We start from the raw sequence: 18610 nt of genomic DNA on the forward strand, positions 1-18610 counted from the left end.
CGCAACGAGGGCGACTCGCCCGGCGCCGCGCAGGTGGTGGCCAACGCCCTCAACCTCCCGGTGCGGTACGTCACCGCGAGCCAGGCCGCCGACGCCGAGCTGCCGTTCCGGGGCAACCGGGCCGAAGTGCTGCGCCAGGCCGCGAACTCCGTCCGCGCCGCGCAGGCCGAGCTGGACCGGGCGATCGACGCCTACCTGGCCGCCGAGCGTGAGCGGGACGCCGCGCACGAGCAATACGTGAACGCACTGCGCCCGGCGGTCAACGCCGCCGCCGACGACGGGGTCCGGCTCGTCGAGATCGCGCACCGCACCGGCCTGACCGACGCCGAGGTCAGCGAGATCACCGGGCGAGTGGTCGCCTCCGGCCGAGCCGAGACGGAGTCGCGATACAGCCTGCCGTACGTCGACCGCTACCTCGAGGGCCGCGGCCTGCTGGCCAAGCTCGGCCGCCGGTTCCTCGGCACGCAGGCGCTGATCGACATCGACGGGCTCATCGCGCAGGTCGAGGCGATCGACCCGAACTCGCCGGACGCCCTGCAGCAGTTGCTCGACCTGGGCACGTCGATGGACACGGCGCTGGCGATGTTCACCAACCGCCTGTCCACCCGCGACATCAGCGACGTGCACCACCACCTGCTCAGCTACGCGCTGGACAACCAGTACCTGGGGGCGGGCCGGGAGAACACCGAAGAAGCCAAGACCCGGATGAAGCAGCTGCTCGAGTGGCTCAAGCAGGAGCCGAAGATGAGCCTCGCCGAGCGGCAGTTGCGTTACCGGGCGGCGCGCGGCGACCTCGGCCGGATCCTGTACTCGGCGATCCGCGAGCGGGCGTTCGGCCTCGCCGCGGCCAGTGGCGCGACCTACTACGGCCTGGTCCACTCGCTGCGCGCCGGCCTGATCGACAAGAAGAACGTCCTGGAACTGCAGGGCAAGCTCGCCGACGCGCTGATGCTCAAGATGTACCGCGAGATGTCCGAGGACGTGCGGTGGCGGGCCGACGTGGGCCTGGTCGGCACCCGCTGGGACATCACCGGCGCCGAGGGCTACGACCTGACCATGCTGATGGCCGAGTTCGCCTACCTCGGCGCCGAGCAGACCGACGACAAGGAGGCCATCAAGCAGCTCCTCGGCGACGAAGCCAACACCACCTACAACCCCCGGTGGATCAACCAGCTGAAGCTGACCGTCGCCGCCGCCGTGCAGGTCAAGAAGGACCTGGCCGAGGGCAGCCTGACCGGCACCGCGGCCGAGGAGGCCCGCGCGTTGGTCGGCGACTCCCAGTCCGTGACCTCGCCCGTGGACCAGGCCGACTACCTGGAGCACTTGGTGCGCAACGGTGACACCCTGCGGTACCTGCTGCGCGCGGCCGGGCATCCGGAGATGGCGGCGAGCCTGCCCGCGGAGGTGCCGGGAATGTTCAACCCGCACCTGCTGTCGAAGCTGCGCGGGAACCGGATGACGGGCCAGACCTTCCTGCTGCACAAGGACAACGGGTTCGCCACCGTCGACCTGAACGGGCTGTTCCGGGCGGGCGAGCCGGACGAGCGCGGCCTGATCCCGATGATGGCGCTGATGAAGCACCACCCCGAGTTCCGGGACAACCGGATCATCTGGGCGCACCTCGGCGTTGGGAACTGGACCCACCTGACCCCCGAGCACATCGACATGCTCGACCGGATGATGCAGCTGGTCCCCGGCCTGCACTACGACTTCTCGTGGACGCCGCTCGGCCAGTACATGCGCGACGACCCCGCGGTGTTCGAGCGGTTCATCGAGTTCGCGGTGAAGTACCAGGACCGGCTGATCTTCGGGTCGGACGGCATCAGCATGATGCCCAGCACCCAGCTGGACCGGCACTCCACCGAGATGGAGCCGGTCTACCGGGCGATCATGCAGCGCTTCCCGGACGGGGAGGCGATCGTCGCGAAGATGCGCGGCGGCAACTACGTCCGGGTGATGAACGAGGCCGAGCGGGACGCGAGCCAGCGGTTCGTCGACGAGTACTTCTCCCGGCACCACAACGCCTGGGTGGAGCTGCTGTCGAACTACCCGCAGCACGTCCAGGAGGGTTTCCACCGCAAGGCTGCCGAGCTCGTCGAAAAGGGGTTCGTGCCGCACCCCGACCAGGCCGTCGGCCCCGGTGTCGGCATGGGCGACGGGTCCGACGCGCGGCAGGCCGAAACCCCGGACGACCGCAGCCAGCGGTTCGTCGACGAGTACTACTCCGACCACCGCGACGCCTGGCTGGACACCATGGCCGACGCGCCCGAGGAGGTGCGGCAGGCCTTCCACGCCCGCGCGCAGGAGCTGTGGGACCAGGGCTTCCGCCCGCGCGAAGGCCAGGCGGCCGGTCCGGCCGGCACCCGGGATGGGATCTGGCGCGAGAACCCGCAGATCCAGTCGTCGATTCAGGCCTACCGGATCGCCTACGGCGACTTCCGGCGTACGGAGGCCGCCGGGCAGGTCGTGCGCGACATGCGGTCGCAGATCCGCCGGACGGTGGCCGAGCGCTGGGCCCAGCTGCGCAACCGCAACCGGCTCGAGCCCGTGGAGCGGGACGGCTCGAAGACGCCGGTGGAGGCGCTGATCGCCGCGCACTTCGCGTTGCAGGCGGCGGAAGACCTGAGCCCGGAGGACCGGCGGAAGTTCGTCGGCAAGGTGTTCGGCGACGTAACCAGGACCGAGGAGCAGCGCCTCGCGACCGAGGAGACGCAGCGGAAGCTGCACAAGTACTGGCGCAACCGCGGCCTGGTCGGCTGGACGACCGTCACGGCAGGGACCGCGGCCGCGGCCACCGCCGTCGTGGTCGGTGCCGTGCCCGCGGCGATCGTCGGCTCGGCCACCGCGATCGCGGGTTTGGCGTTCGTCACGCGGTCGCTGCTGTCGAACCTGAAGGTCGCGCACGGGCAGGACCTCCGCGTCACTGTCGAGTCGATGATGGAGCGGGAGCGCGTCGACGTCGAGTCGGTGCACCGGCTCATGAAGATGACCCGGCAGCTGATGGTCAACGACATCGCGCCGGGCGGGAAGAACCTCCGCGAGCAGTTCGCGCACATCGTCGAGCGCGTCGTCACGCAGTTCGAGCAGCGGGTCAAGCAGATGCTGATCGACTACATCGTGACCGTCCACTTCAGACTTCCGGACGGCGTGACCGCGCAGAGCAGGCGGGTCTGGGCGAACATGAAGTTCTCCCAGCTCAAGGACTACGTCAACCGGATCATCGGCGCCACGGCCGACTCGATGAACCGGATGAACCCGACCGCCGGCTTCTTCGGCCGCGGTTCGCACGTGGTCACGGCACTGACGTGGCTGGTGAACGGGCTGAACCAGCTGTACCAGGGGTTGCACACGGTGGGGCTGGCCGCGTGGGTGTCGCTGGCCTACGTGCCGTCCTCGCTGTTCTTCGCGATCACCGCGGTGCCCGGCATCTGGGCGCAGTACGACCCGGTGGCGCGGCCGGGCATGCGCAAGCTCCAGAACCTGTTGGCGTTCCCGTTGCTGACCCTGGGCAACGCGGCTCTCACCGTGCAGTACATCGCGGAAGGGAACTGGCTCAACGCCGTCGTCGCGACCAGCCTCACCGCGGCCACCGCGAAGCTGACCCAGATCGGCTTCAAGATCGAGCGCAAGGAGGGCCGGGTCGGCGCCAAGCTCGGCCCTGGCGCGATGTTCTTCGCGCAGAGCGCCCTGACCGCGATCGGCACGTCGATGATCACCACCAATCCGGTGGTGCTGGCGGCCACCGGAGCGTTCGCGCTCGCCGGCCCGGCGATCTACCTCGCCCGCGGCGCGTGGGCGAGGTTCCGGGCGATCGAGCGGTTCAAGCCGGCCGTGCACACCCGGTACGAGGGCAGCTCGCCGGAGCGGGCGGAGCGGCCGGAGATCGCCGCGACCGCGCTGGGCGACGGCACCCAGCTGTCGTGGGGACGGGTCCGGCGAGGCCTGGACGCGGTCAGCCGCCTCTCCCACCAGCCCGAGCCCGCCACCCCGGCCGAACGGTCCACGCTCGCCGCCAAGGTCGCCGAGAACCTTCGCGAGGGCGACGCGGAGAAGCTGGCCGAGCACACCAGGCGTGCGTCGCGCGGCCCGGCGACCGGCCCGGGCACCCGTCGCGACCCGGCACAGGGCCCGGCCCGCCCGGCGCGGACCGTGCACCGCGGCGATGGTCCGGCGGAGGCCGGTGGTCCGGCGCGGACCGCGCACCGCGGTGACGACCCGTTCGGCACCGGCCGCGTCGACACCGACACCGCGCCGGTTCCGGCGCCGCGCACCGGCCGCGACCCCGGCGGCCTCGCCGGCGGCGCGTTCGCCTACCACTCCGCGCCGGGCGAGACCCCGGGTGAGGGAAACGTCTTCGGGGAACCCGAGGTCGTCCCGTTCCGGGAACGGCCGCACCACGTCCTGGGACGTCCCTGGAACGTCGACCAGGCGGCCGACCCGGAGGACGGATTCGCCGAGGCGCTGGGCGCCTGGATGCGCAACCGCCACGGTGAGCAGGACGAGCAGGGCGTGTGGCAGTTCACCGACCCGCAGGGCAACACCTTCCGCGCCCGGGTGACGGTCGATCCGGACGCGCCGCGGCCACGCCTGTACCCGCCAGGGGACGACGGTCTCGCCGAGGTGAAGCTGCCGTGGATGCCGGCCGATGCCGCCCACCGCACCGTGCTCCTGGGCAAGACGATGACCCACGCCCTGCGGCTGCTGCCCAACCTCGTGCAGCCCGCGGTGCCGGCGCCGGCGGGGATCGGTGACTTCGTTCCGCGCCCCGGCACGCCACTGTCCTCCGCGGACGCCGGTCGCGGGTTCGCCCGCTTGGTCCGGGGAACCACCTTCGCGGGCGCTGAAGTTCACCTCGCCGACGCTCGCACCGACGAGAACTCGGTCCACCTCCGCTTCGCCTCCGCCGACGAAGAGTTCGTCGCCCTGCGCACCTTCTTCTGGGACGGCGACACGCTCCGGGCGCGGCACGACCACCTCGCCGATTCGCCGGCCGCCACGGCTCTGGACGAGTTCCTGCGCGAGCGCTACCGCGAGTGGGGCGTGTCCTCTGTGGACGAGTTCGCCGCGGGCGAGACGGCCGTGGCCAGGGCGCTGGCGGGCCAGGACTGGGCACCGGGCGCCTCCGGGCGGAACGCCGCAGGCGAAGTCATCGGCGCACTCTCCGAGAAGCTCGGCACCCTGCGCGACAGTGCCGCACGGTTGGACCGCCAGCTCGCGCTCGGGGCGCGGGCAGGCGTCGAACAGACTCTCCGCCGTCACGGCGTGCCGGACGCCGGGGCGTTGCAGAGCCAAATCGCGGCAATCGAGGACCTGCTGCGCCGCGCGGATGCGAACGAGTACGCGACGGCGGGTTACCCGACGCCGCGGGAGATCGCCGAGCTCGGCGCGCCCGGCCGGGCCGCGCTGACCGAGCCGGCGTCGCTCCGCTTCCGGGAGGACCTGACGGCGCCCGCGCGGGAACCGTCGTGGCGGCCAGGGCCGGTGGCCGTGCTGGAACTCGCGACCGGCGCGGACCTGGTGCTGCAGCGCCGCGACGTCGTGCACGACGAAATCGTCCTCGGCGAGCTGCCCCGGCACGAGCGGACCGGCGGGTTCGGCCGGACGGCCGGGGAGGCGTGGCACCTGCTCAGCGCCGAGGGCAGGCTCGTCGTGCGCATCCCGGACACAGCGGCGCCGGAGTACGTCAGCGAGCTGCGGGACAGCCTGGGCAAGTGGTTCGCCCGCACCCGCGAAGAGCGGGCTTCCGACGGGGCGCGGCAGATCGTCGCCAGGGTGCCGCGCGGCCGCCCGGTCCTGACCGCACCCGGACCCGGGCCGGTGTTCACCGCCGGGGCGGACATCGCGCGCACCGTGCCGGACGGCGAGTTCGCCCAGGTCTTGTTGGAGGACCTGCCGCCGGCGGCGTTCACCGGGCCGGCGATCGCGGCGGTGGCGAACGGGATGTCGGCTGTGCGCACGGACGGCACGCTGACGATCACGGGTGGCGTCCGGGTCGCTCCGCACCTGCCCGATCTGGTGCGCGCCCTGATCGCTTCGGGGGCCGTCTCGATCACCGCGACCGGGGATGTGGGCGTTGCGATCACGGCCCGCAAGGGCGGCCCCGCCATCGAACAGCTCGACGGCCGACCCAGCCGGTACGCCGAGGACCAGGACCCCGATTACGCGCGGGTGTACACCGAAGCGGTGCGGCGCCTCGAAGCGGCAGGAGCGGCGAACGCGGACGCCCCGGCCGAGCTGCGGGACGCGCTGGCGCACGCGCGCGAGCGGCTCGCCGCCCACACCGCGACGGGACGGCGCCCTGGCCCGGTCGAGCTGCGCCTGGACCACTGGAACCACCGGGACCTGACGAGCGAGACGCTCGCCCAGCTGGCTGAGGCACTGCCTGCGGGGTCGACCGTCCACATCAGCACGTCCGCCGCCGCTCCGGTGGCCGTGATCCGGACGATCCTGGACACCGCGGGTGTCCAGGTCACCCTGGAGACGAGCACCGACAAGGCCGTCCTCCGCGGATACACCCGGTCGCCGATGGACGTGCCGCTCCAGGGCGCCCCCGCGCCGGAGCCGGGTGAGCGGCCGGACGGCATCGCCGGGTTCTTCCCGCACCGCGGACAATGGGCGCCGGACATCGAGCAGACGGTGCGCGGCTGGTTCCCCTACATCGACCTGACCAGCCGGGAGGTCCGGCTCGCCGACTTGGCCACCGTCAGCGCCGCCGGCCGGGACACCGTCACGCTGACCTTCGCGATCGGCCGCGGCAACGCGGACGACGCGACGTTGCAGGTGCGCCTGCACCGCGAGCCGGACGGCCGGATGTGGGCCGAGCACCGCAACCCGGACTCTCCTGATGCTCGCCGGTACTCGGAGCGAACCTCGCAGGTGAACCAGATTCTGGTGGCGAACTACCGCGAGGCCGGTCTCACCCATCTCCTGCACGAGGTGAGCGGGCACCGTGGCGTCGACCTCGCCAAGGCCGGGTACGGCTGGCACCCGGGGGAGCGCGGCAGGCAGGACGCCGCGCGGGCACTGGCACACCTGCGCGAGCAGCGCGACGCGATGGCCCGAGCGCTCGGGCAGGGCAGCCCGTTCCAGACCGAGCACGGCCCGCTGCACGCCGACCGGCTGCGGCTCGCGGTACGGGATGCCGACACCGTGCTGCTCCGGGCAGCAGAGCACGAGTTCGGCACCACCGGATTCCCGTCTCCGAACGACGTCGTCGAGGTGGGTGCACCGGTCCTGCTGCACGGCTACACCGATCCCTGGCCGGGCGAGGACGTCCTGCGCGCCGCAGGCACGTGGGCCGCGTTCCAGGACCTGTCCCGGGACGACGGTGGTGACGATCCGGGCACCGCGCCGGGTCCGCGGCCGGCGCCGTCCGGACAGCTGGTGGTCGACGACGCCACCGCCGACGCCGTGCGATCGGCACGCGGGGAGCCCGCCCCGGAGATCGTGCTGCGCGGCGTCCGGCCGGAGCCGGCGACCGGTGGCGTCGCCGAGGTCGTCGGCGCGGCCTGGCGCTCGCTGCGCCACGACGGACGTCTCGTGGTCGAGGTCGAACGCGGCGCTCCCGTGGCGGAGATCCGCGCCGCCCTGGAGTGGTACTTCGGTGAGACCGGCGCCGAGATCGACGACTGGGGCGACGGACGTCTCGTCGGCTGGGCGAAGCGCGCACGGCCGGTGGACCCGGACATCCCGGCCGGAAACCGGCTTGTGATCGGGGGCGATCGCGCGCCCGGCACGCCGCCCCCGGGCCCCGGCGACCTCGCGGTGAACACCGACGCCGTGACCCAGCCTGATGCCGCGGCGAACCCGCTGCCCGTGGGCGAGTTCGACGCCGTCCACTTCGAGGGTGTGCAGATCGACGCCTTCACCGGCCCGGCGATCGGGGCGCTGCCCAACGCCTTCGAGGCCGTGCCGGAGGGCGGCCGGGTGTCGATGGTCACGAGTGCGGACCTCGCGCCGCACGCCGGCGACCTGGTCGCCGCCGCGGTCTCGCTCGGCGCGACCGACCTGACGTTCACCGGCCTCTGGACCGACACCGTCGCGGTGCACATGGTCAAGGGTCCCTCCGACGCGTCCGGCTACGCCCAGGTCTACGCCACGGCGATCGACCGGATCGAAGCGGAGCTTTCGCGGAGCGACGACGCGCGGCTGCGGGCGATGCTCGAGCACGCCCACGCGGAGCACGCCCGGCACCAGGCGGCGGCCGCCGCGCAGACCGTGGAGCCGCGGCCGCCGGTGCGGCTGCGGATCGAACGGTGGGACCACGCGGACCTGACCGGTGAGGTCCTCCGCGCGGCAGGTGCGGCGCTGCCGGTCGGATCGACCGTGTCGATCACCACCGGCCGGAACGCCGACCGCGCCGTCATCGAGAACGCCCTGCGCGGCGCCGGCTTCGACCTCGATCACCTGCCCTCGCGTGCCATCACCGGCGTCAAGCGGTTCGAGCCGGGCGCCCATGGCTGGGCCGCCGACGACCAGGGCCGCCGGGACGCCGCGGAGGTCGTGGAGCTGTTGCGGGAACGGCGCGCCGTCGTGACAGACCTGCTCGCCCGCGTCGAGGGCGCCAAGCGCTGGGACACCGAGACGGTCAAGGACGTCGAGCGTCGCGTGCGGGGCCACCGGCTGACCCCTTCCGAGCTGCGGGGAGACCAGGACGCCGTACGCGCCCACCTGGCCGAGGTCCTGCGTGGTGAGGTCGCGCGGGCGGACGAGGTCCTCCGCCGCGCCGCCGAGCACCCGTTCGGCACGGAGCGCTTCCCGTCGCCCGCAGATGTCGCGGCGGTGGGCGCCACCGGGCTGCTCGCGCTGGAGTTCGCCGCGGACGGGCGGTACGAGCAACCGCGGGCGCAGATGGACGAACCCGGGCTGCCGTGGCACGCCGAGACCCCGTGGACAGGGACGCTCGACGCACGGCGCTTGGACGAGGTGGCGGACTCGGCGCAGTACGACGAGATCGTCCTGGACCGGCTCGCCCGCGATCCGGTCACCGGCGGCATGGGCGCGGCCGCGGCCCGCGTGGCACGTCTGCTGTACAGCGACGGCCGCGTCGTGCTCGCCTTCGGCCCGGACACCGACGCGGACCTCATCGCGGAGGCGCGTGCGGCGTTCGGCGAATGGTTCTTGCGCGTGCACGAGGAGACGTCGGATTCCGGCGAACGCCGGCTCGTCGCCGCGCTGCCGCGCGAGTTCCCCGCCGTGCCGCGAGCCGAGGGCCCGCGCCTGCTGGTCGGCGAGGCGTCCGCGTTGCCGGCCCCCGGCCCCGCCGATGTCGTCCTGTCCGCCCGGCATCTGACCTGGCCCGAGTCGCGACGGGACATCGCCCCCGCGGCCCCGGCACGCGGCTCCTTCGCCGAAGTCACGATCGACGGCCTGCAGGCGATCTCGCACCCACCGTCCACGGGCGAGATCGTGGCCGCGTTCGAAGCCCTCCGCGACGGCGGCCTGTTCCGGGCACGGGCCGCCGAGCAGAGCGCCGTGACCTTCCCGGCGAGCAAGGTGCGCAACGAGGCAGGCGATCTCGTCGACCTCCTCGTCACCCTCGGCGCCACCGAGATCGTGCTGACCGGCGAGCCGGGGGTGACGGTGACCGCGCGCAAGGGCGCCACCGACGCGGCGGCTTACGTGGCGGCCTACACCGAGGCGGTCAAGCGTCTCTCCGCCCGGCCGAACGACCACACCTACGAGCTGCAGCACGCTCAGGAGCGGCTCGCGGTCCACCGGGCCGAGGCCGCCGGCGCCCCGGCCGCCACCCGTGACCCGGTGACCGTCCACATGGAACACTGGCCGACCCGGCAGCTCAGCTGGTACCAGCTGGAGAAGCTCGGCGCCACGCTGCCTCCGGGATCGGAGGTGCGGATCACCACCGGCACGCGCGACCTGGACCCGGCACCGCCCGCGCGGCGAGGGCGGCTGGAGATCACCACGTCACGTGAGGACGGCCGGGTCGTGATCTCCGCTCGCGTCGTGGACACGAGCGCCGGTGAAGTGCTGGCCCCCGCGATGCAGTCCGTGCGTGCCGGCCTGCCGCGCGTCAGGATCGACGAGGAGGGCAGCGGCCGCGTCCGGTTCCACGTCGGCAGCGTTCCGGCCGAGGTGGTCATCGGGGACGACGGCGAACTCGGCGGCGCCAGGTCCGCGTCGAGACTGGAACCAGGCGGCCGGGGTGGCCCCGCGATCCGGATCGCGGTCGCGGCGGGACTGACTCCGGAAGTGACCGCGCGGGAGATCGCCTTCCAGATCGGCAAGTCCCGTCACGAACTGGAGGAACTGCCCGCGGAGCGGCTGTTCCGCGGATTGCGGCGGCGCAAGCTCCCGGTTCCGTCGGCTGAGGTGGTCGGCCGGCTGGCCGTGCTCGAGGTCATGGCCCAGCAGCGTGCCGGCCGTCAGCTCACCACGCTGGCCGACATGCTCGCGCTCGAGGACGAGATCCGGCGGGCGTTGCCGGCGGGACTCGACTTCGAGCAGGTCAAGCTGGAGCGGCTGAGCACGCGGACCCGCGAGATGCTGGCCGAGCGGCCCGTGCCGCGGCCACCCGCGCCGACCGAGGTGGCCCCGTGGAACGTGCGGCGCGTCGAGCGCGGGTTCACCTTCAACCGGTTCGATCCGGCGTGGCAGGGCGCCGAAATCCCCGCCGTGCCGGCCCGCCCGACGCCGTCGGTGCCGTTCGACGTCCTGCGGGAGACCGTCGAGCACGCGGACAACGCCTACGCGCTGCTGACCCAGACCCTCGACCTCCCCGCGCTGCACCGGACCTTCGGTGACCTCCTGCCGCAGGCCGTGCGGGTCGCGCACATCCACGGCACCGGCTACCTGACCCAGCTGGCGGAGCGCTGGCAGGGCGATCTGCGCACCGGGTTGAACGCCGCGCTGAGCGGCACCGCGCCGCGCACGACCCCGCGGACCCTCTCCGACGCCGCGCCCTGGTTCGGCTTCCGCGCCGACGCTCTCCCCGCCTTCACAGCCTGGCTGGAGCGGGCCGGCATCCCCGCCGACCTGACGCAGGCGGACCTACTGCGGCTGCGGGAGGTGGCCGCGCTGATGGTGCTGGGCGACCACTTCGTCACCGCCGCGCAGCGGCGCCAGTTCGCCGAAGCGGAGCCGACGGCCCTCGGCGACGCGTTCCACAGCCTGCCCGACGGGCTGACCGCGCACGCGCTGCTCCCCGGCTCGGACGCCGACTTCGTGCCGGCCGCGCTCGCCGAGATCGAGCGCCTCCCGCGCGCTCGCCAGGCGGAACTCAGCCGCGACGCGGACGCCATGCTGCACCGCTTCTTCTCCGGCGGAAGCGGCGGCGCCGAGGTGTCCCCAGCGGTGCGCGACCGCATCCGGGCGGCGCTGCACGCCCACGGCGCGACCTTCGCCGCCTGGCTCACCGGGCAGATCCCGGGCGCCGCCGTCACCCACGGGTACGCGCAAATGGACGTGGCCGCCGAGCTGACCGCGCTCGTGCCCGCCACCCCCGCGGCGCCGGTGACCGAGCCGGACTTCCGCGACGACCGCCAGGTGCGGGCCCGGCTGCAGGACCTGCTCACGCTCGTCGACGCCCACCAGCGCGGATCCGGCGGGCTGGTGCAGGCGGAACAGCGGCTCCGGGAGGCCGCCGAGGAAGGGCCGGCCGCCGCGATCGCGCTCGCCGACGAACTCGCGGAACCGATGACGAAGCTGCTGGAAGCCATCGGGGAGCGCGTCAACGAGCTGCGGGGCCAGGTGGCCGAGCTGGCCCGGCGGCACGAACCGGGAGAGAGCCGCGCCGAAGTCGCCCTCACCCGCCGGTACCAGCGCCTGACCGGGGCCCTCGACCTGGTGCGGACGCGCTGGGAGGACCAGCAGGAGCAGCTGACCTTCGCGCACACTGCGCTCGACGGGCTCACGGCGTGGACCGAACTCGCCGAAGAGGCGCGGGCCGCGGAAGCCGCGAACGGGCCGCTGCCGGTGCTGGGCGGCGAAACGGTGACGCCGGCTCTCGCGGACCTGTACGCGCGCGAGGCCGCACGCGAGCTGGAGACCGAGCTCCGGCGCGTCGACGAGCTGCGCAGGCCGTTCGAGGTCGCACTCGGCGAACTGGTCCGGGAAACCGAGTCCCTGGAGCAGATCCACGAGGAGCACCCCCGCCTCGCCGCGCACGGCGAGGACATCGACCCGGCCGAGGACCGGTCCAGGGTCTTCCGCGCGGACGTCGAAGGACTCGGGCGGCAGACGGCATCGACCGTGGCCGAGCGGGATCTGGCGGCCATCGAGCACCTGGTCGAACTGCTCGGCCAGCACGACGCGATCGTGCGGGCCCTGCGCGAGCAGGGTCACGAGGGCCGTCGCGCGGCGGACTTCGCCGCGCTGGCCCAGCACGCCGACCCGGCGCTCCGCCAGCTGGGGGCGGAGCTGGCGGCGGTCGAGGAGGAGCTTCGGCGCCTCGTCAGCGGCGACGCCGCCGCCACCGACCACGGGCTGGGCCTCAGCGTCGCGCTCGCCCGCAGCGACCACCGGTTCAAGCTGATCGAAGAGGTCATGATCAGCCACCGCCGGTTCCGTGGCCGCGTGCGTCCCGCCGGGGTGCGGTTGCTCGCGCAGCTCGCCCAGGCGGACGAGCACCCCGCGGGCGCCTGGGCCGCCGTCATGAAGGAGGTCCTGCAGGGCACCTTCGGCAACTCCGAGGTCAAGGGCGTCTTCGGCGATCGGCTCTACAACATCAAGCTGACGCAGGTCAACGAGTTCCCGATCAAGGGCCTGTACGTGCCGGTCGAGGAGCAGGCGCCGCCGGACATGGTGTCCGTCGGCGAGCCGTCGTTCCACAACATCGTCAAGGTCGTGTGGTACTCGGGCACGGACAAGACCCGCGGCGGGCGCGTCTTCCGGTCCGGCTTCACCATGCAGATCAACGTCGGCCCGACCGCCGAGCAGATCCGGGCCGGCGACCACCCACTGGCGGAGCAGTTCCGCTTCCACGGCAAGGCGGCCTGGATCGAGCAGAACCACCCCGGTGAACGCATCGAGAGCGAAGCCGACCTCGCGAAGTTCATCAGCCGGCTCGGGCACGACCCGACGGCGGGCCTCGACCTACCGTTGCCAGCGCTGATCCCGGTCTACTGGGTCGAGGGCGGGCAGCTGGTCGTCGCCGTCCGGCCGGACGCCGACCCGGAGGCGGCCAAGAAGGCCCTGCACCGGCTGGTGTTGCGGGAGGTCGCCGCCTTCCGGTCGCAGAACCCGTCGGCGGGCATCGAGGCGCGGACCACGATGCTGGCGCAGGGCGGCAACCTCATCGGCATCGTGGTCGGCACCGCCGCGGGGCTGCTCTCCGGTCTGGGCGTGAGCGCGCTGTACCTGCTGGGCCGGTTGTTCTACTTCGCGTGGGCCGGGTTGTTCGCCCCGTGGTCCTACGTCACGGCCACGGGCAAGCAGACCGAGGCCGCCAACGAGATGCGGCGGCAGCGCGCGTTCATGATGCGCGGTGGCATCGGCCCGACCGCCGACTCGCTCGAGGAGGGCAAACACCAGGCCGCTGAGGAGCTGCGCCCGATGGCCGACCTGGCCGCCGTCCGCAGCGTCCCGGAGACCGTCCCGCCGAGCAAGCCGGAGCCGCTCACCGGGAACGAGCCGGCCGACTTCCAGAACAAGCTCAGCGCCGTCGGTGGCGAGGTCGCCCAGCAGCTCGTGGACGACGACTTCCCGCGGACTCACCTGCGCGGCCGGGAAGATCTGATCGAGACGTTCGCGAAGCTGACCGACGTGCGGTGGTCCGACGAGCGCATCGCCCACCGCGACGCCGGCACCGTGGCCGTGCAGGACGCCGGCACGCTGATGTTCACGATGCCGACCGGCGAGCACGTCAAGGTCTCGCTGGAGGTCGGCCGGTTCGACCGGTCGTACCAGCTGCTCAAGGGCGGCGACGTGCCCTCCACCGAGCTGCGGTACTGGATCGGCATCTCGCCGGACGTCTACCGCGCCGGCGACGCCGCGATCCGCGCGGCGGTCTCCGAGCAGCTGGTCGATGTGGTCATCAAGGCGGGACAGCTGTGGCTCCAGCCGCCGCTGCGGTCCCTGATCACTGAGCTGTACGGGACCTACCCCCTGGAAGTCCTGATCACCGCCGGGTTCGCCGCCGCGACGGGCGGCTGGAACATGCTCGGGTCCTCGATCGGCTCCAGCGCCGGTGGCCGCGGCGGCATGGTGAGCTCGCGCTACCTGAACTTCAAGTACCTGGCGCTGGCCCGGAAGCTGTGGGAGGACGCGGTACGGGAACGCCAGGGCTTCAAGGCGCTGGTCGGCACGGGCGCGCGGACGGCGATGGCCGAGGATTCCCTGCGGCTCATGGGTTCCGCGGCCGAGCTGAACCGGAAGCTCGGCGCGGAGATCCGCCGCTTCCTGCCCGCCAGTCAGGCGGATCCCGAGTACGTGCCCGACGATCCGGGGCGGATGCTCCACGAGGGCGCCATCCAGATGCGGGACCGCATCCGCACCCGGCCGGGAATCGAGGACGCCCGGCTGCTCACCGCCGACGAAGTCCGCGCGGAACAGGCCGTCGCCGCGCACAAGAGCGCCGTCGAGGCCGCCGCCAAGGCCAAGACCGCCGCGGAGAAGGCCGCCAAGGCCATGAAGGGGGCCGCCGCGGACGAGCTCGCGGAGAAGGCCGCGGCGGCCGAGCGGGCCCGGGCCGCCCTGCGGGACGCCGGAGAGGCAGTCAAGACCACGAAGGCCGCGTCCGAGGAGGCGGCCAGGGTGGCGGAAGAGGCCAGGCGCGTGTCGGTCGAGCGGGAGCGACGGCTGATCGAGCTGGCCGAGACGATCGCGGCCGGCCGCGGAACGCCCGAGGACGAGCGGGCCGCGGCGGAGCTGGCCGAGGAAATCAGGTTCGAGCAGGCCGAGGCGCTGGAGGCCGGTGGCGGGTCGTTCACGCTCGTCGCGCTGGCGAAGGGCCGGATGCGGACCCCGAAGATCCCCGCGGAAATCCGGCTCCGGATCGGGGTCAGCGCCGAACTGCCCGTGCCAACCATGCCCGCGGTCACTCGGGCGGGTGTGTACAAGCGCGAGCGGACCGACGTCCGCGAGTTCAACGTGCTGCTCCCGGCTCAGTGGACGACGGGCGACACCCGGCTGCCCGCCGCCGAGCTCACGGAGTGGATGCACCGGGAGGCCGACGACCTCGTCGAGCGGGAGCGCTTCCTGCACCCGCGGTCGATGGGACAGCTGGGCAGCGCGGCCGGCGGCAAGGCGGCGGGCAGCGGCGGGATGAGCGTCGCTCTGAGCCTGCAGCAGGACAACATCCCCGCCGCGGGCCAGACCGTCACCGACGTCATCCAGAAAACGCTCGACGGGATCATGCGGATGGTCACCGGCCGCAGCGGGTTCGAGCGCCTGTCGATCCGGATGCAGAAGGAGGTCAGCCCGCTCATCGCGACCCCGCGGGCGATGGACGACCTCGCCTGGATGACGGCCCGCGAAATCCGCCGGGAGGAGGAGAACCTGCGGGAGGTGCTGGCGTCCTATGCCGACCACCCCGAGTTCGGGGCCAACGCACGGGAGATCCTGGCGCGCCGGGACGCCGAGTTCGCGGAGCCCGAGTCGCTGATCGCGAAGCTGGACGAGATGATCGAGAGCGGCGAGCTCACCCGCCGCATCGAGCACCTGGCCATGGCGCGCCGGATGGGCCGCGGCGAACTCGTGCTCTACATCGACAAGGTCCGCCATCCCGGGCCGTGGGAGCTGGGCGCGAAGGCGCAGGGCGCGCACCGCCAGCAACTGATCTTCCGGTTCCAGGCCGGCGTGCCCGGCGCCCCCACGCACCTCGTGGTCAACAGCTACGACTCCGCCTACGTGATCAAGGGCGAGGACCCGGAGACAGCGGTCCAGCTGATGGCCCTCCTCGTCAAGGCCGCGCACCTGGGGTACACGGGTGTGCCCGGGATGCTCGACCTGATGTACGGCGACCTGGCCACCGGCAACGTCCCGAACCTCCTCGCCCGGCTGCTCACCGCGTGGATCGGGCCGGCGACGAACCTCTTCCACGCCGCCATGCAGGTGCTGACCGCGAAGGTGTCGGTCCTGTTCAACGTCCTGTCGGCAGGCTGGAACCGCCGAGGCGAGTTCCTGACGCTGGAGCAGAACCGGTTGCGCTACGGCTACGACGGCGCCGTGATGGGCGAGGACCGCAACCAGCTCGCTCACTACGCGACCCGGCAGATCACCGATCACCTGCGCCGCCGCCAGCTCGACTTCCTGGAGTTCGCGGAGGTGGCCGGCTTCTACAGCCCGAAGACGATCGAGATCATGCGCGATGTCTTCGCCGAGGGCGCGCGCCCGCTCGCCGAGGTGTTCGTGCACCACGGCGTCCGGGCCGACCAGCTGCCCGACGGCTGGACGTGGGCGGACCTCGACCAGCACGTGCGCGACAACCAGCCGCCCACGCTCGCCGAGCGCGAAGCTGCTGAGCTGCTGGCGCTGATCGAGGACGAGATGCGGGAGCAGGGCGTGCACCCGGCCGACCGCGACCTCGAGCACCGGGAGTTGCGGGAGAAGTGGGGCGAGACGGTCATCGCCCTGGCCATGGCCAAGGCCCAGGACGGCGCCGGCCTCGCGGGGAACTACAACACCAACGTCATGGTCCGGACCGGGTTCGGGAAGGTTATCGTCCGCGTCCCGGCCGCCGACGCGACCTACATGGACCTCCGGATCTGGCACGAGGCGGACCTGTACCAGGCGATGGCCCCGGCCGCCCGGAACGCGTTCGTGTCGAACGCCGCTCGCATGTGGCAGTCGCTCGGCGGCAGTCAGGTCCACGCGTTCGAAGACGGTCGGCTCCTCGCTACGGACGAGGCCGCACCCGATCACCTGCTCGACGGCATCGCGGCGCTGCTCGCCGAGGCCAGCCACGCCGTGGCCGCCGAGCTGCCGATGCTTCCGGCCGGCTGGCCGGCCAGCGGGGACACGGCGGGCTTCGCGCGCCGGCTGTCCGACATGACCGAGACGGTGCACGACCAGGTTGCCGACGAGCACGGCGCCTTGCTGGACGCGTTCGGCGTGCCGGACGATCCGCTCGCGGTGGTGCGCGACAGCTGGCAGGAGCTGACCCGGCGCCGGTTCGGCCTGGTGCACATGGACCTGCACCGGGGCAACATCCTCGTCCGCGAGAACGACATCGCCGTGCTGGACTGGGAACTGGCGCTGTACGGCGACCCGGTCGCCGACCTCGCGAACCACCTCTACTACATGGGCTACTCCGACGCCGAGCACGCGAAGCTGATGGAGCGCTGGACCCGGTTGATGCCCGCCGAGGCCATCGCCGGGTGGGAGGAGGACCTGCCGCGCTACCAGAACCACGCCTGGATCAAGTCGGCCCTCGTTGACACCGCGCGGGTCGCGGAGGCCTTCGCCGACACGGCGACCACCGACGCGCGCAAGGACGTGCTGGTCGCCGACCTCACGGCGAAACTGAACAAGGCGCACGAGCTGTGGGGCACCGGTCGCCGGTTCAGCGAACCCGCGGTGCGTGCGCTCATCGAGGAGCACACCGGCGGCACCACCGCGGTCACCGAGCTGCCGGAGCTGCCGTCCGGCCCGCTGGAGGTCTCGCCGGAGACGGTTCGCTGGGTCGCCGCGCGGGCGGGTCTCGACACGACCGGTGTCGAAATCGGGATGGTGCAGGACGCCGAGCTGGCCCGGACGATGCGGGAGGAGGGCCAGAAGGGTGTCACGCCGACGCACCTGAACGGCAGGGCGATCTGGCTGATGCCGGAGGCGTTCGAGTCGGTCGAGACGCTGGTCCGAGTGCTGGCCCACGAGCTGGCGCACGCCGCGCAGCTGCGCGCGGGGGTCGTGCCCACCAAGCCGCTGGTCGACGCGCTGGAGCGCAATGCCGAGGCGCACGCGGATGCCGCCGTGGACCGCCTGCACGGCCGCCCCTCGCGGCCGCCGGTCGCCGAGCCGGACCAGCTGCCCGATCCGGGCGACGGTGAGCCGGTGAAGTACCTGTTCCACGGCGGGCGTCCCGCGCCGTCGGAGGACTTCGCGGCCGACCGGTCGGTGCGGGCGCAGCTCGACGAGATGATCACGCTCGCCGAGGCGCACCAGCGCGGGTGGGCAGCGCTGGCCGCGGTTCCCGCACGGGCGGACGACCCGATCGCGGCGATGCAGCGCGCCGAGGAACTGGCGGCCCCGATGATCGGCCTGCTGGACTCGATCGGTGCGCGCGCCGAGCGGTTGTCGCGCGAGGTCGCCGAGCTGGTGGCGCGGCGCGAGACCGGTGCGAGCGAGGCCGACCTCGCGCTCACCGAGCGGTACCGGCGGCTCGCCGGCCTGCTGGAGCAGATCCGAACCGCCCGGGACGACCACCAGGCGCAACTGGAACGCGCCGCGGTCGCGCTGGCGCAGCACACGTTGTGGAGCCAGGTCGTCGAGCAGGAGCGGGCGAGCGGCCGGCCGCAGCCGGACGGCGCCTCGGCGACCATTGCCGAGCAGCGCGCCGAAGCCGCGCGGTCGCGCCTGGAACGCGAGCTCCAGCGCGCCGAGGAGCTGCACGTCCCGTTCGCCGCCGCCCTGTCGGAACTCGCCGGGGAAAACCAGGCGCTCGACCGGGTGTACGCGGAACACCCGCGTCTCGTCGCGCACGGCGAGGACATCGACC

At 72.9% G+C, this 18610-nt stretch carries 1 protein-coding gene (cut by both window edges); it reads left to right on the forward strand.

Every position in this 18610-nt window falls within one protein-coding gene, locus ABZ215_RS01115, for a hypothetical protein, read on the forward strand. The gene is 52863 nt long; 24597 of those nucleotides lie to the left of the window and 9656 to its right, leaving coding positions 24598-43207 in view, spanning codon 8200 (complete) through codon 14403 (partial); the first complete codon in view begins at position 1. The start codon and the stop codon both lie outside this window.

This window comes from Amycolatopsis sp. NPDC006131 (assembly GCF_040614175.1).
Taxonomy (GTDB): domain Bacteria; phylum Actinomycetota; class Actinomycetes; order Mycobacteriales; family Pseudonocardiaceae; genus Amycolatopsis_E; species Amycolatopsis_E tucumanensis.